This is a genomic window from Henriciella barbarensis, assembly GCF_003576345.1.
GTDB lineage: Bacteria > Pseudomonadota > Alphaproteobacteria > Caulobacterales > Hyphomonadaceae > Henriciella > Henriciella barbarensis.
Genome location: NZ_QWGB01000005.1, coordinates 284116 through 305151 on the forward strand (window position 1 = coordinate 284116; position 21036 = coordinate 305151).

Sequence of the window (21036 nt, forward strand, 5' to 3'; positions counted from 1 at the left end):
CCGCTAGCTATCCGCAGGCTCCAGCGGCTCCACCATGCGGAACGTATTGCGCAGATAGGTCACAAAGACGGGGCTGATGCCTTCAGCTTCCATATGAGCGACCGAGACAGGCGTTTGCGGTGACTTGTAATCCGCATCAGCCTTCACCCGTTTTGGCAGGTCATGGTGCAGGATCGCCGCCCGGCCGATCATCGCATAGTCGAGCCCAGCCTCCAGCACGTCGCGAATGTCTGCTCCGTCGCGGATCTTGCCGGCCCCGCCAAGGCGCGTGCCATGACGCGGCAGGTCCACGAAATAGTCGAGCAGGCTCTTGCCCTGCAGCGCCTCATCGTCTGGCAGCTTCTTGTAGTCCCAGAAAGAGATATCGACATAGTCGAGCTGTTCGCCCGCCATCAGTTCACGGACGAAATCGACATTCTCCGGCAGGCTTAGCCCGAACCGCTCTGGCGAGAGGCGGATACCGACCTGAAAGTCCGGCCCGCACGCCGCGCGGATACCATCCACGATCTCGCGCGTCAGGCGTGTGCGGTTTTCGACACTGCCGCCATGATCATCAGTGCGCTGATTGGTGTCGACTGACATGAATTGCGCAAGGATATAGCCATGCGCGCCGTGAATCTCCACGCCATCGAAACCAGCCGCTTCGGCGCGCTTTGCCGCCGCAATGAAGTCGTCGCGGACGCCATCCACCTCGGCGCGCGAAAGGGCCCGCGACCCGGTTTCGGCATGGTCCGAAGGCCCGACGGGCTCCGGCACGGCGGTCTTGTCGGCGCGAATACCCGCATGGTGCAGCTGCAGCGACGACACCGCCCCCTTTGCCCGGATGGCATCGGCGAGACGCGTCAGCCCCTCAACATGCTTGTCGTCCCAGCAGCCAAGCTGCCCTGGAAACCCCTGCCCGGCAGCCTGCACATGCGCTGCCGCCGTCATCACCATGGCAAAGCCGCCATCAGCCCGCATGGTCAGCCAGTGAAACTCTTCATCGGACAGAACGCCATCGGCATGGCTCTGCTGATTGGTCAGCGGCGCCAGCGTCAGCCTGTTCTTCCAGGCGGGTCCACGGGTAAACGTCAGCGGGGCGAACATGTCTTCTACAGCCAAATCAGGCCTCCTCTTCTCGGACGACATACACCCTGCAAGCCCCCTTCACGTCCAGCACTAACTTTGCGTCAGCTTGCCAAAACTGCGACTTCAGGCGAATGCTCAGCGCATGAAACTCTACACCGTCCCCGTCGCGCCCAATCCAACCAAGGTCATGCTCTATCTTGCAGAGCGCGCAGAGGCGGGGAACGCGCTGCCCATCGAGCAGAAAATCGTGAACACGCTCAAAGGTCGCCAGCGTGAGCCTGAACACCTCGCCCGCAACCCTTTCGGTACACTACCTGTCCTAGAGCTGGACGACGGGACATATCTGCGCGAGTCGCTCGCCATCATCGACTATCTGGAAAGCAAATATCCAGATGGCGCCCTCGCGCCATCAGACGCCGAAGCGCGCGCCAAGGCCCGCGACCTCGAACGCATCGTAGAGCTCAAGATCGCCAATCCGCTCGCAATCTATGTACACTACAAGAAGTCCCCGCTTGGTCTTCCGCCCGACCCTCAGCAGGCCACCGCCATTGAAGCGCAGATTCAGGCGCCACTCGACTTTGTTGAAGAGACACTCGGCGATGGACGTGAGCTGATTGCAGGCGACAGCGTCTCGACCGCAGACCTGACCCTCGCCTCACACCTGCAATTTGTCCGCTTTATCGACGTCGACGTAATAGGCGAGCGACCAAACCTCCGCGCCTGGGACACGCGCTACCGCGCCCGCCCGGCCGCGCAATCTGTCCTGAAATGGTGAACCCAGGCGCCCAAGATTTCGATACCGGGCTCCATGCCTTCATTGCCGAACATCTTCCCGGAACCCAGCTTGAGCGGGTCACCAGACTGACAGGCGGGGTCTCGGCCGATGTCTACAAGCTGGACCTCAACGTGGACGTCGGCCTGCCCGCCGCGGCCGTTCTGCGTATCCATGGCGCGACCCATTCGGGTCATGACGCAGCAGTTGAGTTCCAGCTTCTTCAATCTGCGCAGGCGGCCGGTCTTCCAGTCGCCGCGCCCATCGCTCATGACCCGGCGGGCACCACACTCGGCAGACCGTGTCTTCTGATTGCCTATGTCGACGGCTCGACCAGCATACCGCACGCTGAAATGCCGGGCAGGCTGGACCAGATGGCCGACCTGATTTCCAGCGTTCACGCCACACCAATCGATGGCTTCCCGCTGCTGCAAGAGCGCATCGACCCATTGCCTGACCTGTTCAGCCTCCTGCAGGACCCCGCACTCGAATCAGAATGGCGCCAGCGTCTTTCGCATCTAGGCAGCACTCGCTTCACTGGCACCCCGGTCCTGCTGCACGGCGACCTCTGGCCCGAAAACCTTATCTGGTCGCAGGGGCGCATCGCAGCCCTGCTCGACTGGGAAGACGCCGCCATCGGGGACCCCCTCTCAGACGTCGCCTGCACGTGTCTTGAACTTCGCTATGTCTTTGGCCGCGAAGGTCTGGAAGCGTTCAAGGCCGCTTATGCGCGCCGCAACAGGGTCGACGAAGCCCGCCTGACGCTCTGGCTTGCCTATGTGGCGGCGGGCGCCCTTCGCTTTATGGGCGACTGGAATTTGCCGGCAGCAAGGGAGGCCCGGATGCGGGCCGAGGCGACAGCGACACTGGACGAAGCAGCCGCAAGCCTCACCGCCTAATTATTCCACCAGGGCACGTTTTTGAACGGACGGATATCGACCTCATGGCTCCAGGCGGAGCGGTGCTGATGCGCGATATGCCAATAGGATTCGGCGAGCTCCCCTGGCAGGATCAGCTCATCCTTGCCGTCGCTCTTTTCAGCTTTCAGTTCGGCAAACCGTTCAGGTCCGAGCAGCTTGCCGAGCGTATCCGGCGCCTCAACCGGCCCGTCGATCAGGATATGCGCGACATGGATGCCCTTGGGCGCAAACTCCGCGTTCAGCGTCTGGCACAGCATGCGCCGTCCGCCCATCGCGGCCGCGTGTGAGTGCTGGCCCGCATTGCCGCGCACGGCCGCCGTCGCCGACGTCACCAGAAGCGTGCCGGACCCGCGCGCCTCCATCAGCTGAAAAAGCGCCTGTGCCAGCCGAAACAGTCCAAACGTCGCCATCCGCCAGCCAAGCTCGAACGTTTTAAGCGGCGTATCGCCAAGCGCCCGGTTGCCGATCTGCGCGCCCAGATTGAACAGCGCGACCTCGATCGGCCCGATGTCGCGCTCCACCCGGAACACGAGATCCTCAATCGCGCCCTCTTCGACCGCATTTAGCAGCATGCCGGTCGCTTCACCGCCGCTGTCTTGTATCTCTGATACAAGCCGGTCCAGCCCCGCCTCATCCGAGCGCCTGCAGAGCACGGCATGATACCCGCCCGCCGCAAAACGCTGCGCCACATGCCCGCCGATGCCCGCACCTGCCCCTAGGACCAGAATCACCGGTTTGCGTTCTGCCATCTTCGGCACCTCCTCCGCGTGCTGTAAGCAGGATAGCATCATCCCGCATGGCGGCGAACAGGCTCGCAAATACCGCGCGCCCTGCCTATCATCGCCCGATGGAAGAGAGAGCCGCCCTCATCGAAGATACGCTCCAGCGCCTCGCCGATGCCGTCGGCGACCCGCAGCCACTCATCTATGCCCACCTCTTCGATCTGCGCCCGGACTTTGAGCCCATGTTCGATATGGACAGCGATGGCGGTGTCCGCGCTGCGATGTTGGAAACCTGTTTCGATTGTATTCTCGGACAGGCCGCAGGCAGCCCGTCACCCCGCTTCCACCTCGAAGCCGCTCGCATACAACATGACGGCTATGGCCTCACCGCCGAAGATCTCGACCTGATCTTCGCGGCAATACGCGATGTCTGCCGCGATACGCTGGGCGAGGACTGGACCGAAAAAAGGGACGCCGCATGGACGTCCCTTCTCGATGAGCTCGCGAGGCTCACCCGCGAAACAGCCGACAGTTGAGGCTGGCAACGCTTTGAGCGGCCAGCGAAGTCCCTAAGCAGACACCGCTTCCAGCCGCTGTTTCGCCTTCGCTGTTTCAAAGCCGGAATAGCCGCTCGCGGCCACCTGGTCGCAGATGATGCGATAGACATCGACGCCCGCGACATATGCCATGAAGGTGCGCGGCTTGCCCGGCACATTTGCGCCAATGTACCAGCTATTTGCCTGCGGGAAGAGTGTCTGGTTGGCCATCGCCTCATTGTGCTCGGCCCACTCCTCTTCGGCAGCTTCCGTCGGCTCGATCGTCTCCAGACCGCGCTCGCGCATCCAGCCGATACAGTCGCTCACCCAGTCCACATGCTGCTCGATGGAAACCATCATGTTGGAGAGGACGGACGGGCTGGATGGTCCGGTAATGGTGAAGAGGTTCGGGAAACCGGCGATCGCGATGCCCAAATAGGTATGCGGCCCGTTCGCCCACTTGTCGCTGAGCGCCATGCCGCCCTTGCCGCGAATATCGACCTTGAGCAGCGCGCCGGTCATCGCATCGAAGCCGGTCGCGAAGACGATCACGTCGAAATCTTCCTCGCCCGCGCTCGTCTTGATGCCTTTCGGTGTGACCTTCTCCATCGGCGTCTTGCGAAGGTCCACAAGGGTCACATTATCGCGGTTGAACGTCTCATAGAAATTGGTGTCGAGACAGGGCCGCTTCGTGCCGAACGGATAGGAATACGGCGTCAGCGTTTCAGCCAGTTCGGGGTCCTTCACCCGCGCGTTGATCCGCTCGCGAATGAAGTCGGCGATGATCGCATTGGACTCCTCGTCCGCCAGCGCATCGGCGAACTTGGTCGTCAGGCCCGTCAGGCCCTGCGTCCAGCCTTCTTCGAGGCGCCGCTGGCGCTCCTCAGGCGGCACCATGGCCGCAGGCTCCAGCTCCCGTTCCGGTCTCGGGATACCGGCAAAATTATACTTCTGCTCCTCGCGGAAGTCGCGGTAACGTTCTTTCATCTCGGACACTTCCGAGTTTGTCAGCGGGCGGTTCCCCGCCGGGAGCGAATAGGCAGGCGTGCGTTGATAGACCGTCAGCTGGCTGGCCTGTTCTGCGATGTGCGGAATGGCCTGGATGGCAGAAGAGCCCGTGCCGATAACGGCGACTTTCTTGCCGGTAAAATCGACACCCTCATGCGGCCAGCGCCCGGTAATATAGGTCGGCCCCTCAAAGCTTTCGGCGCCCTCGATATCGGGCTCTTTCGGCACTGAAAGACAGCCCGTCGCCATGATTAAATACTTGGCAGAGATCGCCTCGCCCGTATCGGTATAGATCGTCCAGCGCGACGTATCCTCGTCATAAACGGCGCGCGTCACGCGCGTCTCGAAAGTGATGTCCTTGCGAAGGTCATAGCGTTTGGCGACATGCTCGGCATAAGACAGGATTTCCGGCTGCGTCGCATAGCGTTCGCTCCAGCTCCACTCCTGCTCCAGCTCCGGGTCAAAGCCATAGGAATAGCCTAGGCTCTCAATGTCGCAGCGCGCACCCGGATACCGGTTCCAGTACCAGGTCCCGCCAACACCATCACCCGCCTCAACGACACGTGTCTTCAGTCCCATCTCGCGCAGGCGTTTGAGCTGGTACATGCCCGCAAAGCCTGCGCCGACGATAACCGCATCGGCCTGCGAATAGCGGCCAAGATGCTGGTCGATCTGGTCGCCAACATAATCGATGGCCTTCGCCTGCGCCGGAAGAAGCCCCGGCATGGCGAAGAAATTGTGCATCTGCTTGTCGAACTGTTTGAAGGTGACAGGCACGCCCGCCTTGCGCAGGGCATCGGCATAGGCCTCGCTCTCCTCGCGCAGGATGTCGTATTCTGCCGTCACAACGACAGCTGGCGGCAGGCCGGACAGGTCACCTGCGTGCAGCGGCGACGCGTCGACATTCTTCCGGTCGGCCTCGTTCGGGGCGTAATGGTCCCAGAACCACTTCATCATCGGCGTGTTGAGCAGCAGCTGGTTGTCCATGTTCGCGTAAGACGGCCGCGTCATGTCGCAATCGGTCACCGGATAGACCAGCATTTGCAGCGCGATCTTCGGCGCGCCGGCGGCCTTCGCCTTCTGGCAGACGATCGCCGCCAGATTGCCGCCCGCACTGTCGCCGCCCACCATGATCGGCAGGTCATCCCCGCCCAGCGTTTTGAGGTTTGCCGCCGTCCAGTTCAGCGCATCCCAAGCATCATTCGCGGCGGTGGGATAGCGGTACTCTGGCGCCTTGCGATAATCGACCAGCAGCACGGTGCAAGCCGTGCGCTCGGCCAGCTGGCGACCGACACAGTCATACTGGTCGATATTCGACAGGACCCAGCCGCCACCATGATAGAAGACCATCACGCCTTTCGGCTTGTCGACCGGGCGATGGATGCGTGCGCGGATCTTGTGCCCGTCGCTCGCCGGGATCTCGATGTCGCGGGTCTCGGCCATTTCCGGCCCGTCAGGATAGGCGCCCGCCATGCCTTCGCCAATAAGACGCGCGTCCTGCGGGCTCATCTCATACATCGGTGGGCCTTCGGCAGATGCCAGCTGCGCGAGAAGAGCGGTGGTCGCAATATCCAGTTTCATGGCCTGTTTCTCCCTGATCTTTTGCGGCCATGCTCGCGCTTGGAACGCGTTATGGCAATCGCGAACGCAAGGGAAACCGGCAAGGAGAGTACAGGCCCTAGACCCGGTCGCGGCCCCAGCTTTCCACGATTTTCTGGCGGACCCCGTCGATTTCATCCCGAACGACCGGCGCTTTTTCCAGCTGCTGGTCGGCGTCAGTATGGAAAATATAGAGACGCGAGGCAAAATCACCGATCGGGACGGACGACTCGCCATAAAATTCGCCATTGCCCGCCGTCGAGACCAGAATCCCGTTGCCCCAGTCCTGCCCGCTGTCATTGTTCGGATTGAAGAAATAGACGCGGACGACACCGGACGGGTCACGCGCCACCCTGATAATCGCGATGGCGTGCCAGCCGACAAAGCGCGCGGCGCTGTCGGTCACCGCAATGCCGGCCGGGCTTGGATGGATCACCGGCTGGTTGCCATTATGGTCTGGATGGAAGGCGGCATAGAACCGGCGAATGAAGCCATTGGCATCGGTCAGTTTGCCGGTCGGCACATCGACAATGATGTTGAACGTGCGCGCGACCCACCAGCCATGCATCTCGGGATTGATCCACTCATGCGGATCACCGGCGCGCTTGGCGCACATCCGGCCCATTTCCATATAGATGCGGTCCAGATGCGGCACCAGGATCGCCGACACAGGGTCAACATCCAGAAGCTCGCCCTGCGCCAGTCCGGCAGCAAGACCACCCGAAGAGATCGACTTGCCTTCAAACGGCATGCGCACTTCATTGTCGCGCGCCGCCCATGTCACCAGCTGCAGCAGATAGTCCGGATCGGTATAGGCCCACATCGCGATGGCGCGCGCGGCCTGACAGGTCGGATTGTTGCCCTGCCCGACGCCGAGCGGTTGGCCAAGAACGCTGATCACCCCCGCCAGAAGCCGCGTCTCTACCGGGACATCCCCGCCATAGGTCGCGACAAGCCGCTGGCTGACAGCCGGGGCAAGCTCAAGACCGATCTGGCGCCAGAGCGCTGGCACCGTCGGCGGCAGGTGCAGGATGCCCCGCTCAAGCAACAGCGAAAGGCCATAGATCGCCTGCGCCGTGACGGGGCAGATCGCCTTTTCGATCAACGCATGCGTCAAGTCGGCATACATTCGGTAACCGAGACGCCCTGCGGCGGTCAGGCCAAGCACGTCCGGGATGAAATCGGGTCGGTTTTGCCAGATATGGCGCAGCAAGACCGCATGATAGGCAGAAACAAGCCCCGTATCGTGCATCGCCCGCGCCATACCGGCCGCTTCGTGTCCAAGCGACTGGTCATCGAGCGCCGAAAGCCTGCTTGCATAGTTCTCGAGGCCCGGGTCTTCGCGGGTTTCATTTGTTGGTGCGAACAGAGAACTGATCAGCCTGTCTGCGCCCCAACCTGATTGCGCCTGGTCGCCGCCCCCCTCATTCATCCAGAGCGACAGCTGCAGGATCATGGATCGGATACGCCCCGTCTCGATCGGTCGTTGCGCCAGGATGCGCCAGATTTCCGCGATGACGGAATCGAAGACCTGCCCATATCCAATGGTCTCGGCGACCCGTTTGAAGAGACTTTGCAAGGTCGCTGTCCAGTCAGGGTCGGCCATGCGTGAGGCTTCAGTCCCCGCGCCAAACAGAAAGTCCAGGTTGAGGCCGAGCACCCGCGCAAGAAAGTTTTTGGCTTCGTCCGCAGACACGGCCGGGTGCACCATCTGACCGCTGGCAATCGCGAGGAAGCGAAGCTCGCTCAGCGTCTCCAGAACCAGCGAGGTCGGGTGACCCGATTCCAGCGTATGACGCACCAGAACGGGCTTTAGTTGCGCCGGATTATCCCAGTCGGTCCCGGTAAAAATGCCGGCGTGCTCGAGCGCCTCGATGCGCTCGAAACACGCATCGATCCCGCCCGGCTGCTTCAGGACTTTCACACATTGATCGATGGCCGGGCTTTGTTGGCGCAGCTTCATCTTCGCGCTCATCTTGGCAAGCCTGGTAATGGCAGCATCCAGCCGCTTGAGATGTGCAGCATCGACGCCACCATCTGACTTGTTCGGATCGGCTCCGTTCACGGCGCACCCCTTTGATTCGCCTGTTTTCAAGGCGAGCCTAGTAAAGACTGAATTGCATGACTACCGGCGCGAACGCCTAGACGTAGAAGTCGACATCTTCCTGCGCGGCTAGAAGGTCACGCATCGTTTCGCCATCCTCGCCGTGGAAGTAGACAAGGCCCCAATGATTGCCGAAGGCAGAGCGTTTTGAAACCTTGGTTTCCATCGGTTCGCTGAGCTCATGCCAGTCGAAATAGGGGTGGTCTTCTGTCTCTTTCGGTATTTCGAGCCGTGAAACGACACGGTTGCGCGGATAAACGCCGAAACAGCCAGCATACCCATTGGCATCCTTGACCGGCGTCGGGAAGAACGCCTCGATCTCTTCCTCGGTGGTCTTCGGGTCGAACATCATGACCATGCCCTGATAGGCATTGAAGCCATAAACCCGCTCCAGAAGCTCGAAGACCTTGAAGCCTGGCGGACGGTACGCAACCTCGCCGAAGTACATCACATCGTCCGGCCCGATAAAGTATTCCGGGTGGATGAAGCCGAACTTGATGTCGAACGTCTTGATCAGCTTCTCGATCTCGGCCGTCACCTTGTCTCGCATGGCTTCAAGCTCGGGGCTCGCCGGCACGAAGACCGAATAGCCTAGCCGGACATATTCAGAGATGTTCAGGAAGCGGATCTTGCCATCATGGATCCAAGCCTCGGCGGCATATTCCCAGCCATCGAGATGGCTTTCCATCAACACGGGGAAATCGGATTCAGGGATAAGATCGACATCCTCGACATTCCTGACCACGCGGTGGCCCATGCAACCAGCAAGGTCGAACGCCTTGATGTGGATCGGGTCGTTGGCATCTCCTTCCTGCTTCAGGAGGGTCTGGTTCACACGTTTGAGGAACCGTTCGACGTCGCCCCGGTCGTGGGCTTCCTCAAAGATACCGACGCGGATACCGCCCAACTGGGCCCGGCGCTTCATCAGCGATTTGTCGCGAAACAGCATGGACTGGCCGAGCAGCCGCGGATTGTCGAGCAGGACAGCATTGACGGCGCCCGCCCATTCAACCGTTTCCTCATATAGCGGCACGGCAACGTCGACGCCTTCATCTTTCAGCATCTGCGCGATCTCGAAGGAATTTTCGTTCAGCCGTTCGAAATTCCAGGACATGAAAGGAATGTCGTTCTTCTCGGCATATTCCCGCGCCCAGTTCGGTGCCACCACGATATAGCGGCGATCAAACTTCTCCATCGCGTCGATCGCGTTGAGGCTCCAGCCGAGGAGCGCAATATAGCCTTTGTCGGGATTATAATCAGTCATTGGACCTCCACGGGGTCGTGTCGTCATTGAACGGTTAACTTGAAAATGAACTCAGTTCAGGCTGCTTGCTCCGGTCCGGCGCGCTTTGGCGCAGCCAGATACAGACAAATCGGTCCGGCACGTGTCTCGCGGCCGGGCAGCTCTGAATTCCTCGAATGCATGTAGCCTTCAAGCTAGGAGGGGAAGGCAGCAAGTCAAACGCCAGCCCACCCTGAAACCGGCCTGCAAGGGTGGCTCTTCGGAACCAATGGCCTGCCCTGCCGCTTACTCTTCAGCAATCACAGACAGTGGAGCCCTGACCATGATCAAACTCGCCTTCGTCTTTCTCATCATCGCCCTGATCGCAGGCCTGCTGGGCCTTACAGGCATTGCCGGCGTCGCCGTCGACATCGCCATGTTCCTCTTTATCGCCGCGCTGGTGATCTTTGCCGTCCTGCTCATCCTCGGCCTGACGGTCTTCAAGAAAGTGACCTGAACAGGGACTTCAGGCGCCTCGGAGAGGTTCGGGGCGCACCACGTCCAGCACGCCTTGCAGGAAGCCGGTGAGGTCATCGGTCAGATAGTCGACATGCGGGTGGTCAACATCGTCCGCCCCCGCAGGCCGCGCCTCGACCGGCTCATGGCTCCAGTCCTTCTTTGAGTGGACCAGCACCGTCGCAAAGCCCATCGCATGGGCAGGCTTCAGGTTGCGCTCAAGGTCTTCGAAGAAGACCGCCCGCGCCGGGTCGACATCATGGTGGCGGCAGAAAGCGTCATAGGCTGATTGCGTTGGCTTCGGCGTATAGTCGCTATCCTCGATGCCGAACAGGCCATCAAAACTCGCCCCGAGCCTCATATAGTCCGTCACGCGCTCAGCATGGCGGCGCGAGCCATTGGTATAGACTAGCTTGCGTCCCGGCAGCGCCGCAATGACCTCACACAAATCCGGCAGGTGTGGCAGCGGCGAGAGGTCGATCTCATGCACATGCGCGAGGAAGTCCTCCGGCGACATGCCATGCATCGTCATCATGCCGCGCAACGTCGTGCCATGCTCGGCATAGTACCGTTTCTGCAGCGCCCGCGCCTCGCCCCGCTCCATCCGCAGGAAGCGCGCAACGAAGTCGGTCATCCGCTGGTCGATCTCGGCGAAGAGGTCACACTCGGCCGGGTAGAGCGTATTGTCGAGGTCGAACACCCAGGTGTCGCGACCCGCCAGCGCCTCCAATACCATGTCAGACGCCATCAGCTCTCGGCCTCGTCAAAATCACGCTCGAAGAACTCATAGGTCAGCTTGCCCTCTGCCGCAGGCACCGTGCCCTTGAACTCCACCGTTCGATAGGCAGACGCCTCGCAGTCCTCGCGCCCCGTGATCGCAAACCGCCCGCGCGACACACAGAAGAGGTCGCTCGCGCCTTTCAGGTGCCTTGGCCCGTCGCTGGTCTCCATCTCGGCGAAGACGAAATGCGGCGCGTTCAGCAGCGCATCATCTATCGCCCGCGCGCAGCCACCAGACTCCAGCTGCCACCAGCCGCGGCTCTCCCAGCCTTCGCCCTTGCGCCGCGCAATCGCCGCCCAGATCCGCTCATGCGTGCGATTACAGAGGGTGAGGCCAACCTCCCGCCCCTTCTCGCGCGCAATCTGCTCCAGCACGTCGACCAGCTCGGCATCGCTCGTTTCGGCGCTCAGCTCATTCTCATTCAGGAATGTGCGGATCGCGCCGCGCGTATTGCGCCCGATATAGCCGTCGATCCGCCCCTCATAGACATCCGCCTCGTTCAGCAGGCGCTGCACACCGGCCGCCGCCGCCGTCTCGAGGTCATAGTCTTCAAGCTCGGTGAAACTCGTCGTCCAGGCGCCAGCCTCCTCGATCAGGATCGGCCTGAACTTGCGCGAGGAAAGTCCCATCAAAGCGCATTGCGACGGGCTCTCGACAGAGAAGCTCCCCGTCGTGTCAACGCAATAGGCATTGTCCCCGCCCCAGACCTTGCGGCCACCGCGATGCGCAGAGGATGACCGACCGAAAAGGTAATGCACGCCGGGCTCCAGCGGCCCGTCCAGTGCAACCTCGCAGGCGCCGGGCCGCAACCGCGTCCACCCCTCGACCGTCACGCCCTGCCCCTCGAACCGGCCGGTCGCCGCCTCGACCACATAGCTTGTCTGGTTACACAGCTGCCAGCCGCCGGGGCTCGCCGGCAGGCCCGCAGCGCCCTGCGCCACCGCAACACCGGGCAGCGACACGGCCAGCGTCGCGCCCGCGAACAGTCCGCTAACAAACCGCCTAAAGGACAATCGTCCCGGCCCCGTGTTCTGTGAATAGCTCCATGAGAAGCGCATGTTTCGCACGTCCGTCCAGAATGACCGCCCCGCCAACGCCATTCTTGACGGCGGACGCCGCCGTTTCAAGCTTCGGGATCATACCGCCGGACGCGACGCCCTCCCTCACCAGTGCGGGCACATCATCGGCCTGAAGCTCCCGGATCAGTTCCTTCTTCCCGTCCAGCACGCCCGCAACATCGGTCAGCAGCAAGAGCCGCATCGCCCCCAGCGCGCTCGCAATCGCCCCCGCTGCGGTATCAGCGTTTACATTATAGCGCTTGCCGTCCGCATCGACGCCAACCGGCGCGATCACCGGAATGAAATCATGATCATAATTGGTCAGCAGCTTCAGCACCGCCACATCGACCGCCTCAGGCTCGCCGACATAGCCAAGGTCGATGACCTGCTCGACATGGCTGTCAGGGTCGCGCGTCGTGCGCGTCGCCCGTGTCACCCGCATCATGTCGGCGTCAGAGCCAGAAAGCCCCACCGCCTTGCCGCCCGCCTTGTTGATCGCCCGCACGATGGATTTGTTGATCGGCCCGGAGAGGACCATCTCGACCACTTCCATCGTCGCATCATCGGTCACCCGCAGGCCGTCACGAAACTCAGACTTGATGGAGAGCCGGTCCAGAAGGCTCGCAATCTGCGGCCCCCCGCCATGCACGATGACCGGATTTACGCCGAGGTGCTTCAGCAGCACGACATCGCGCGCAAACGCCTCAGACAAGGCCTCATCCACCATGGCATGCCCGCCATATTTGATGACCACGGTCTGGCGGTCATAGCGCTGGATATAGGGCAGCGCCTCAGACAGGGTTTCAGCGGTGAACTGTGCGGGAATTTGGGGGGTGTCGCTCATGGCGCCGCGTTTAGCGGGTTTTGGGGGATGGGGGAATAGGCTGCTTCTTGGGCAACTAGTACGAAGTTGCTCACCCAGCACTCTATTTACGCTTTTGTGTCTGGGTGTTCGATTTCAAGCAAGTCGTGAACATGCGATCTGGCTAAGGCCATCGGCAAAGGATCGAATTTTCTCGCATTCTCGGAGAACGCAGCTTTCTCGCTGCTCGACCATTCTGATGGCAGATGAGCTTTGACCGGCCAACCGAGGCCGATATTCGAAAATCTACTTTGAACCAAACCCTTTGCCCTAAATATTGAAACTCTTCCAAAGATGGAAACATCTGCTTCAAGAGGCTTTTCGAATAGCACGTTCCCGATACGTAGCTCTTTGACCAAGGAAGCGATTATAGAAATTGCACCGCCTACCGTTCTGAAGCCCACAGATCTTGGTGGCGATGATATCTGCAAGCTGCCCAAGTCGCAGTTAGCAATCATAAGGTTTGATGCATTCTTCGCAAAGCGTATACTTGCGTCATTCTTGATGTTCTCGAATTTGCAATCAATTACATCGCCCAAGAAGGTGATTTTTTTTATTTGAGTCCCGGCAAACGACACTCTTTTTATATTAGAAGTCACGACTAGTGTTCCGATCCACGCGCCCCTGATATCGATTTCCCGAGTTCCATCGGCAAATTGTCCGAGCAGCGCCAAGAGCGCTGACCGAATGGCCTCATCCGGATTTTTTTCATCAGCAGGTGTCTCGGGGATATCAGACGAGCGTGCCCGTACAAAAGCGCATAACGTATCTGAAATTTGATCAACTACCTCTTCGGAGACAGATCGAGCCAGCAGTTGAAGAGAATGCACAGCGGCTATGCGCTGGTCTAACCTATTAGAACCAAGCAACTCAGATGCTTTAGCGAAGGCGTCAGACTCCAACCTTCGGCTATCATTTTGCTGCATTTTTCTAGCAATTTCTTCCTGCCGCTCCATCGTTGCGCTTCGACGAATAGCGTTACCTAAAGTCAGTGCAGCAATGGGCGTGGCAATCGCGCCCCCAAGCGTAAGGAAAAGGTTTCTGATTCCTTCGGGTGAATTCGTGCGCCGACCTTCACTATACTCAAACCAAGCGGATTCATTGAGCACATCGATGTTGAGTTCATGAAGTAAGAACAGAACGATAAGAAATAGCCCCGCCGTAATTATCGCAGGCCAAGCCAGATAGGGGGTTGAACTAATTTTATTTTGTTGACGCCCCCTAGATGAGAAAGGTCCCGGTGGAAGCCAAAGAAGCGTGATCACTCCAAAAGTCATCAACGTGACGCAGAGCGAAAACAAAAATCCCGTTATGAAGTCTGTAGTGAACATTTCTGACGTAGATCACACTCAAACAAAAATTAAAGCAGTGCATGCTAGGCTCTTGCAAGTGAGCACTTCCCACCAACCAATCCCGCTCTCACGCGTTACCCGCTCTCGACACCCAACTCCAAATCCGAGAGCTCCCATGCGCAAACTCTATTTCGCCCTTCCCCTTCTCGCGCTGATTCCGCTAGCGGCGGCCTGCGCGCTCAGCCAGCCTGATTACCGCGATGCAAGCGGAGAGCCCGCCACCGTCGATGAGGTGGACCTCACCCGCTATGCCGGCACCTGGTATGAGATTGCCCGCTATCCCAACAGCTTCGAGAAGAACTGTATCGACACCACGGCGACCTATGCCCTCAATGAGGACGGCACGGTCAGCGTCGTGAATGAGTGCACCAACAGCGAAACCGGGGAGACAAAGCGCGCCGAGGGCACGGCCCGCGTGGTCGACGGCTCGAACAATTCCAAACTCGAGGTCAAGTTCGCCCCTGACTGGGTGCCCTTTGCCTGGGGTGATTACTGGATCCTCGCGCTGGAGGGCGACTATTCGGCTGCTCTCGTCGGCTCCCCCGATGGCAAATACCTCTGGATCCTCGCCCGCGAGGAAGCGCCAGACCAGGCCGTCATCGACCGCATGCTGAATGCCGCCCGCGAAAAGGGCTTTGCGACAGAGCCGCTGGTGTTCAGGCAATAATCATACGTCCGAGGCCCGCGCCTTCCCCTCTCCCGGCTGCGGGAGAGGGTGCAGGGGGTGAGGGCGCCGACGTCAGAGAGTGGTGCCACCTGCCCGCCAACCAGCACCGTTGCAGCCCTCATCCCCGGCCCCTCATGGTGAGCGAAGTCGAACCACTCCCGCATTCGGGAGAAGGGAGACGTGGCGCATCTGCAGACCCCTGATCTGTCAATCTCGAAGCGCCGACTTTGCAATTTGCGTCACTCCCGATGAGCGTAGCTCATCTGGGAGCCCATCTCCTGCCATCGCCGCAGGCACTAAAGCCGGTGTTCCGAAGATGGCCCCTCAGACCGCTACGCGGTCGAGGGTGATGCTGACTTGAATACGCCCTTCAAGCCCAGCTCCACCCTTCCGAAGACCCTTGTGAAGACAGGGGTCCATGGTGTCTCCTTTCAGCGAAGCACCCGCTTGGACGAGGCTCGATGGATACCTGCCCTCATCCTGAGCCTGTCGAAGGACGAGGGCGCGCCGCCACCCCGAGGAAAACTCCAAAACATCCCCCTCCCCCGGCGCCGGCCCTACACTTCCCTGCATGCTGGACTGGCAAACCCTTGTGAAAGCGCATGCGCTCGTACCCGTCTGGTACTGGCCGGTCCTCTGGCATTATCTCGCCAGGCTAGAAGCCACCGCAGAGCTGGCACGCGCCGAAGGACGCGGCGGCTTTGGATGGGAGCTTCTGAAGACAGGCGTCATCCGCGTCACGCACTGGCCGGAGTCAGAGGCCGAGCGCGCGGCGCGCGGGGCCCTGCCGCGCAGCTTCGACTATGCGCCATGGACACGCCTCGACCCGGATCTTGCACCGGCCTGGCCGCTGCCAGACCCGTACACCGCAGAAACACCGCCACGACACCGTGGCTGCACCCTCCAGGCACCACCAGGGGTGCACCCGGCAGCCCGAGGCCCGCCACCAAGAAAACAGCTCATCCCGGACTTGATCCGGGATCTCTTCGAAGCAAGCTCAGACCAAGACTGGCCGAGATCCCGGCCTTCGCCGGGATGAGCGGATAAACAAGAATTGAAATCCATACCGCCCTGCCCGCCAGCAGCGCGGCCGCACGCGCTGCTTACGCTAGCGCCTTCACCATGAACACTGAATGGGGGTCTTCCTTATAGTCGCCGAACGGGCCGCAGGTGACGAAACCGTGGCTCTCATAAAGGCCGCGCGCGGGCTGGAAGGCAGGCTGGCTGCCCGTCTCCAGGTAGATCCGTGAGTAGTAACGCTCATTCGCCGCCGAGAGGATATGGCGCAGCATCGACTTGCCGAGCCCGCCCCGTCTGAACTGGGCGACCGTGTGCATCGCCTTGATTTCCCCTGACTTTCCGTCAGACAGGCTTTTCAGCGCGCCGCAGCCGACCAGCTTCTCGCCATCGCGCATTTCCCATACCGTCAGGTCCGGCGCGCGCATTGCGTCGATTTTCAGCGCGTGGGAGCTTTCGGGCGGGCTGGTTTCGAGCATAAGCGCCTTATGGGCGCCGATAAGGCCCCTGAAATCCTCTGCGTCGAGGTTGGCGGGCGCAATGGAAATACTCATCTCGGAGAGGAGAAATGCCGCGCGGCGCGGTGTCTTGCAAGCCATAATCCTGTGACATCTCCCATGAGTGGGGCGACTTGCAACGAAAGCGGAAAACCTCAATGCTGGCGGGTATGGCAACCCTATCCCGACCCGCGAAAACACTCGCCCTCCTCCTAACCGCCGCGGCCCTCGCCGCCTGTGTCGGTCCGCGAAAAGAAGCCGTCCCCTATATGTCGAGCGAAGGCGTCGCGAATGCCGCCTACACCGCGACCTATAATGGAAACGCCTCTGCCAGCGGCAAATCGCGCGCAAAGCCAGCCGCGGAAATCGAAGGGACCGGCAAGCCGGAAACGCCAGTCGATGACATCGCCGAGGTCAGCGAACGCTAGGTTTCCAGGGCTCCGCGACGGACCTGAATTTGCGTTCATGTCACAGTCAGGCGGGGCTTGTTAGTCTGAACCCAGACTGACTGAAACCGACACGTACTGGAGACATCATGTCCCGTTCCTTCCGCCGCGCTGGCTTGCTGCTTGGCCTTGTTTCTGCAGGCTTTCTGGCAACGGCCTGCACCACTTATGACGCCTATGGCTATTATGATGACGGCTATTACAGCGATGGCTCCTACGGCGATGGTTATTATGACAGCGGCTATGGAACGGGCTATCTGAATGATGGGCATTACGGCGCCGGCTATTATGGCGACGGCTACTATTATTCCGGCAATTCCGTCGTCTACTCGCAATACGTCTATTATCCGACCCGCACTGGCTGGCTGAACCGTCACAACAAGAATTACCGCCACCGCGACGCCCGGCCCTCTCAGCGCGGTTATCGCGGTCAGGATGGCCGGCGCGGTACGCCACCTCGCTATCGCGATCAGCGTTCGGATAATACCCGCAATCAGCGTCCGGACCGCCCGCGCTATAATCGCGACCGTGGACGGGATGGCGATCGTAGCCGGGACCGGGATAGAGACAGAAACCACGACCGCTCTAATAATCGCGATCAGCGCCGGGACGGCTGGACTGCAAACCGGGATCGCAACCGCGATAATCGAGCTAATCGCCGCGCCAATCGCGGCGAACAGTCCGGCACGCAGTATCAGCGCGGCTCCGGAAACCGCGATGTCAGGGACCGGGGAAACAGATCGCGCAGCAATCGCGGGCAGCAGGGCGCGAACGCGAACAATAACCGCCAACAGGCCCGGGAGGCTGCCCAGCAGGCGCGCCAGGAACGACGCGTATCGCGCCGGGAAGCCCTGCAGGAACGTGACCGCGCCCGGCGGGCGCGGAACAACAATAATCAGTCAGATGACCAGCTGCGCGGCGGCCGCCCCGAGCCAATCAGCCGGCGCGACCGCGATCGCGGCGTCGTCAGACAGTAAGCTGGTAGATCTCTGCGCGAAGCTCAGGCAGGCCTCCGCCCTTCTCGGCTGAGGTCAGCCGGATGACAGGGTGAGCTGCAGGGCGCTTCCTGAGCGCTTCGGCCACCTTGGCGCGAACTGCTTCGGCCTCGGTTTTCTTGACCTTGTCGCCCTTCGTCAGGACGATCTGATAGGTCACGGCCGCTGAATCCAGCATGTCCATGACCTCATGGTCGGTGTCCATCAGACCACGCCGTGAATCAACGAGTAGAAAGACCCGGCGAAGGTTCACCCGGCCGCGCAGATAGCGAAGCGTCAGGCGCTGCCATTCCTGTGCCTGCGTGCGGGAAACCCTTGCATAGCCGAAGCCCGGGAGGTCAACGAGCCAGAGACGGCCTTCGCCGAGATCGAAATAGTTCAGCTCTCGTGTGCGGCCGGGTTCTGACGAGGCGCGCGCGAGGTTCTTGCGCCAGAGCAGCGCATTGATCAGGCTGGACTTGCCGACATTGGAACGCCCGGCAAAGGCAATCTCTGGCCGGTCAGCCTCGGGCAGCTGAGTGAGCGCGGCTGCACCGAGCAGGAATGTGCACGGGCCCGAGCAAAGCACCCGCCCAGCTTCAATCGTCTCTTCGTCGAATTCTGGCGCGTCGCTCACACATCTTCCTTTTTACGGCCGAGCAGACGGCCAATCAGCTTGTCGAGCTCGGTTTCCACGCCGTTCCGGCGCATGATGAAGTATTGCTGGACGAGGGACAGGACGTTCGACCAGACCCAGTAGAGCACCAGACCGGCGGCAAAGCCCGCGAATACGAACATGAAGATGAGCGGCAGGAAGCGCATGATCATCTTCTGGGTCGGATCGGTTGGCGGCGGCGAAAGCGCCTGGATGCCCGACATGGTGACACCATAGAGGATCGGAAGGACACCAATGCCGATGACAAGGCCGATAATCGGAATGGCTTTTACGTCAGCCGCTGCCCATGGGAGCAGACCGAAAAGGTTACCGATTGCGGTCGGGTCAGGCGCTGAAAGGTCATTGATGTACAGGAAGGATGCGTGACGCATCTCAATGGTGACGAAGAGCACTTTATACAGCGCGAAGAAGACCGGGATTGTCAGGAGGATAGGGATACAGCCCGCAATCGGATTGGCTTTTTCACGCTGATAAAGCTTCATCACTTCCTGCTGGCGGCGCTGCGGATCCTCTTTGAAGCGCTCCTGGATTTCCTTCATCGGCTCGGCGAGCTTCTTCATCTTCGCCATCGACTTGTAGGACTGGTTATACAACGGCACGAGCGGAAGGCGGACGAGAACCGTCAGCGCCAGAATCGCCAGACCGAAAGTGCCGACCATGCCTTCAAGCCAGCGCAGCAGCGAGAAGAGCGGCTTCGTGATGTAGTAGAGGATGTTGCCCCAGTCGATCGCGTCATCGAAACGCGGCACGCCGCCCTCCTGATAGGCGTCCAGGACAGCGAGTTCCTTGGCGCCTGCGAAGATGCGGTTTTCAGAGGTGACCGTCTCGCCCGGCTCGATGACCCGCGCGGCGCTTGCAACGGTCAGCTGCATGACTGGGCCGCTTTCGCGGGACAGTCGCTCATAGCGGCCAGCAAATTCATATTCCTGCTGCGGAATGAGGGTCGTCATCCAGTATTTGTCGGTGAAGCCGAGCCAGCCACCTTCCGAAGCACGACGCACGCCGAGGTCATCGGAATCCTTCAGGCCCTTGCCCTTGTCCAAATTCTTGTAGTTGCGCCAGGTGAGGTTGTTATCGAACACGCCGATCAGGCCCATATGCGCCATGCCGCCCGTGTTGGAGCTGCCCGGGTCGGTGGTTTCGAGGAATTCCTTCCACTGTCCCTGACGGCGAATGGAGCCGAGGGGAGCCAGCGTGCGCGCTTCCGACCCGGTATTCGTCAGGCGGTCGCTATAGGTGAACATGTAATTCTCGTCGACGCTGATCGTGCGTTCGATTGAAACGCCGTTGCCTTCATAGGTCAGCGTGACCGGATTATCGGTGGAGAGGGTCGGATTGCCCTGAACCTGCCATTCGGTGGCAGGGCCGGTGACCGGCTGGTTGCCATCAAACCAGTACCAGCTGGCGAAATAGCCATGGTCGAAATTTGTCGGTCGCAGAAGGCGCAGTTCATTGACCCGCTCGACTGTCGTATAATGATCCTTCAGCTGCAGGTCATCGAGGATCGCGCCGCGCAGGCGGATCGAGCCATCGACGCGTGCGGCGTCCAGGGTCAGACGCGTATTCGCGCTGAGGGCGTCTTCGACGGACTCAGCTGCGGCGACCGGTTCGATTGTGTCGCCTGCCTGCGGAACACCGGTCTCACGTTCGGCTTCTGCCTGTTCCTGCGCTTCCAGCCGCGCTTCTTCCTGCGGCTGCAGGACGAAGGTCTGATAGCCAAAGACGAAAACCAGCATCAGCACGATCGCGATGATGAAATTGCGCTGGTCCTGCGGGTCCATACCCTGGTTCATGTCGTTAAAATCCGCCGGTATTCCATGATAACAAAGAGGGGTCAGGCCGGGCCCGACCCCGCATTCAAGGCTGCGCGGAGGCTTATCAGCGCGCTTTCCATATCGTCAAGCAAACGCTGCCAGCCAATCTCAGCGGTATCCATGCGCGCAATGAAGACATAGTCGGTACGTGGGACACCATGGCGCGGCAGAAGTTCGCGCGCGGCAGACCGAAGCCTTCGCTTGGCACGGTTTCGCACCACGGCATTCCCGATCTTCTTTGTCGCAGTGAAACCTTCGCCGACCGTGTCTTTTTCGGCCCGCGCGCCAGTGCGCTGGCGGGCCTGAATGACGAGGCTCTTGCGGCGCTCGCTTAGCCCTCCGCGCACAAACAGAAACTGAGGCCGAACGGTGAGCCGCTCGACCTCAGCAAATGTGTCTTCGACTGTCGTCATGGGCAGCGCTCC

21 protein-coding genes are annotated in these 21036 nt (G+C 60.6%); 8 read left to right on the forward strand and 13 right to left on the reverse strand.

Annotated features, from left to right (window positions below):
- Positions 1-3: 3 nt before the first annotated feature.
- Positions 4-1086: an NADH:flavin oxidoreductase gene (locus tag D1224_RS04235; protein WP_119378668.1), complete on the reverse strand. Its 1083-nt coding sequence runs from the start codon at positions 1084-1086 to the stop codon at positions 4-6.
- A gap of 124 nt (positions 1087-1210) precedes the next feature.
- Between D1224_RS04235 and D1224_RS04240 the strand changes: the two genes are divergently transcribed.
- Together D1224_RS04240 and D1224_RS04245 are read left to right on the forward strand one after the other, a co-directional pair.
- Positions 1211-1843, forward strand: a complete 633-nt coding sequence (locus D1224_RS04240; protein WP_119378669.1) for a glutathione S-transferase family protein — start codon at positions 1211-1213, stop codon at positions 1841-1843.
- On the forward strand, positions 1837-2739 hold the full coding sequence (locus D1224_RS04245) for a phosphotransferase family protein (protein ID WP_119378670.1): 903 nt from the start codon (positions 1837-1839) through the stop codon (positions 2737-2739). The genes D1224_RS04240 and D1224_RS04245 overlap by 7 nt, the downstream gene beginning before the upstream one ends.
- On the opposite strand, the gene D1224_RS04250 is transcribed toward D1224_RS04245, so the two are convergent.
- Positions 2736-3509, reverse strand: coding sequence for an SDR family NAD(P)-dependent oxidoreductase (locus D1224_RS04250; RefSeq protein WP_119378671.1), 774 nt, complete (start codon positions 3507-3509; stop codon positions 2736-2738). The two genes, D1224_RS04245 and D1224_RS04250, sit on opposite strands and share 4 nt — an antisense overlap.
- A gap of 47 nt (positions 3510-3556) precedes the next feature.
- Here D1224_RS04250 and D1224_RS04255 point away from each other — a divergent pair, with 47 nt between their 5' ends.
- Entirely contained in the window at positions 3557-4018 is a 462-nt protein-coding gene (locus D1224_RS04255; protein WP_119378672.1) for a globin, read from the forward strand.
- A 33-nt stretch (positions 4019-4051) separates the two neighbouring features.
- Here D1224_RS04255 and D1224_RS04260 read toward each other — a convergent pair whose 3' ends face one another.
- From D1224_RS04260 to D1224_RS04270, 3 genes are all read right to left on the reverse strand, one after another.
- Complete coding sequence (locus tag D1224_RS04260; RefSeq protein WP_119378673.1) at positions 4052-6607, reverse strand: alpha/beta hydrolase fold domain-containing protein; 2556 nt, start codon at positions 6605-6607, stop codon at positions 4052-4054.
- A gap of 97 nt (positions 6608-6704) precedes the next feature.
- Positions 6705-8690, reverse strand: a complete 1986-nt coding sequence (locus D1224_RS04265; protein WP_119378674.1) for a hypothetical protein — start codon at positions 8688-8690, stop codon at positions 6705-6707.
- Between the two features lie 76 nt (positions 8691-8766).
- Entirely contained in the window at positions 8767-9993 is a 1227-nt protein-coding gene (locus tag D1224_RS04270; RefSeq protein ID WP_119378675.1) for an ATP-grasp domain-containing protein, read from the reverse strand.
- Between the two features lie 301 nt (positions 9994-10294).
- Here D1224_RS04270 and D1224_RS04275 point away from each other — a divergent pair, with 301 nt between their 5' ends.
- On the forward strand, positions 10295-10468 hold the full coding sequence (locus tag D1224_RS04275; RefSeq protein WP_018148113.1) for a DUF1328 domain-containing protein: 174 nt from the start codon (positions 10295-10297) through the stop codon (positions 10466-10468).
- A 9-nt stretch (positions 10469-10477) separates the two neighbouring features.
- On the opposite strand, the gene D1224_RS04280 is transcribed toward D1224_RS04275, so the two are convergent.
- The 4 genes from D1224_RS04280 to D1224_RS04295 all read right to left on the reverse strand — a co-directional run bounded on the left by D1224_RS04280 (position 10478) and on the right by D1224_RS04295 (position 14499).
- Positions 10478-11215, reverse strand: a complete 738-nt coding sequence (locus D1224_RS04280) for a pyrimidine 5'-nucleotidase (RefSeq protein ID WP_119378676.1) — start codon at positions 11213-11215, stop codon at positions 10478-10480.
- The gene (locus tag D1224_RS04285; protein ID WP_119378677.1) at positions 11215-12306 is read right to left on the reverse strand and encodes a DUF1036 domain-containing protein; all 1092 of its coding nucleotides are present in this window, start codon (positions 12304-12306) and stop codon (positions 11215-11217) included. Before D1224_RS04285 ends, D1224_RS04280 begins: the two co-directional genes overlap by 1 nt.
- Complete coding sequence (gene argB / locus D1224_RS04290; RefSeq protein WP_119378678.1) at positions 12251-13150, reverse strand: acetylglutamate kinase; 900 nt, start codon at positions 13148-13150, stop codon at positions 12251-12253. The genes D1224_RS04285 and argB overlap by 56 nt, the downstream gene beginning before the upstream one ends.
- 86 nt (positions 13151-13236) lie before the next feature.
- Positions 13237-14499, reverse strand: a complete 1263-nt coding sequence (locus D1224_RS04295) for a hypothetical protein (RefSeq protein ID WP_119378679.1) — start codon at positions 14497-14499, stop codon at positions 13237-13239.
- 136 nt (positions 14500-14635) lie between these two features.
- Between D1224_RS04295 and D1224_RS04300 the strand changes: the two genes are divergently transcribed.
- Positions 14636-15187: a lipocalin family protein gene (locus D1224_RS04300; protein WP_119378680.1), complete on the forward strand. Its 552-nt coding sequence runs from the start codon at positions 14636-14638 to the stop codon at positions 15185-15187.
- A 571-nt stretch (positions 15188-15758) separates the two neighbouring features.
- Positions 15759-16226 carry a hypothetical protein gene (locus tag D1224_RS04310; RefSeq protein ID WP_119378682.1) on the forward strand — a complete coding sequence of 156 codons (468 nt, stop codon included), beginning with the start codon at positions 15759-15761 and terminating at the stop codon, positions 16224-16226.
- Positions 16227-16290: 64 nt separating this feature from the next.
- Here D1224_RS04310 and D1224_RS04315 read toward each other — a convergent pair whose 3' ends face one another.
- On the reverse strand, positions 16291-16803 hold the full coding sequence (locus D1224_RS04315; RefSeq protein WP_233350390.1) for a GNAT family N-acetyltransferase: 513 nt from the start codon (positions 16801-16803) through the stop codon (positions 16291-16293).
- A gap of 68 nt (positions 16804-16871) precedes the next feature.
- Here D1224_RS04315 and D1224_RS04320 point away from each other — a divergent pair, with 68 nt between their 5' ends.
- Both D1224_RS04320 and D1224_RS04325 read left to right on the forward strand, forming a co-directional pair.
- A complete protein-coding gene (locus tag D1224_RS04320; RefSeq protein WP_147372319.1) occupies positions 16872-17129 on the forward strand; it encodes a hypothetical protein in 258 nt (85 codons plus the stop codon).
- Between the two features lie 107 nt (positions 17130-17236).
- Positions 17237-18124, forward strand: a complete 888-nt coding sequence (locus D1224_RS04325) for a hypothetical protein (protein WP_119378684.1) — start codon at positions 17237-17239, stop codon at positions 18122-18124.
- Here the strand turns inward: D1224_RS04325 and yihA are convergent.
- The 3 genes from yihA to rnpA are packed head-to-tail and all read right to left on the reverse strand — an operon-like array spanning position 18114 to position 21024.
- Positions 18114-18758 carry a ribosome biogenesis GTP-binding protein YihA/YsxC gene (gene yihA / locus D1224_RS04330; protein WP_119378685.1) on the reverse strand — a complete coding sequence of 215 codons (645 nt, stop codon included), beginning with the start codon at positions 18756-18758 and terminating at the stop codon, positions 18114-18116. The genes D1224_RS04325 and yihA overlap by 11 nt on opposite strands.
- Positions 18755-20590, reverse strand: coding sequence for a membrane protein insertase YidC (yidC, locus tag D1224_RS04335; protein WP_233350391.1), 1836 nt, complete (start codon positions 20588-20590; stop codon positions 18755-18757). Before yidC ends, yihA begins: the two co-directional genes overlap by 4 nt.
- Positions 20591-20631: 41 nt before the next feature.
- A complete protein-coding gene (rnpA, locus tag D1224_RS04340; protein ID WP_119378687.1) occupies positions 20632-21024 on the reverse strand; it encodes a ribonuclease P protein component in 393 nt (130 codons plus the stop codon).
- Between the last annotated feature and the right edge of the window lie 12 nt (positions 21025-21036).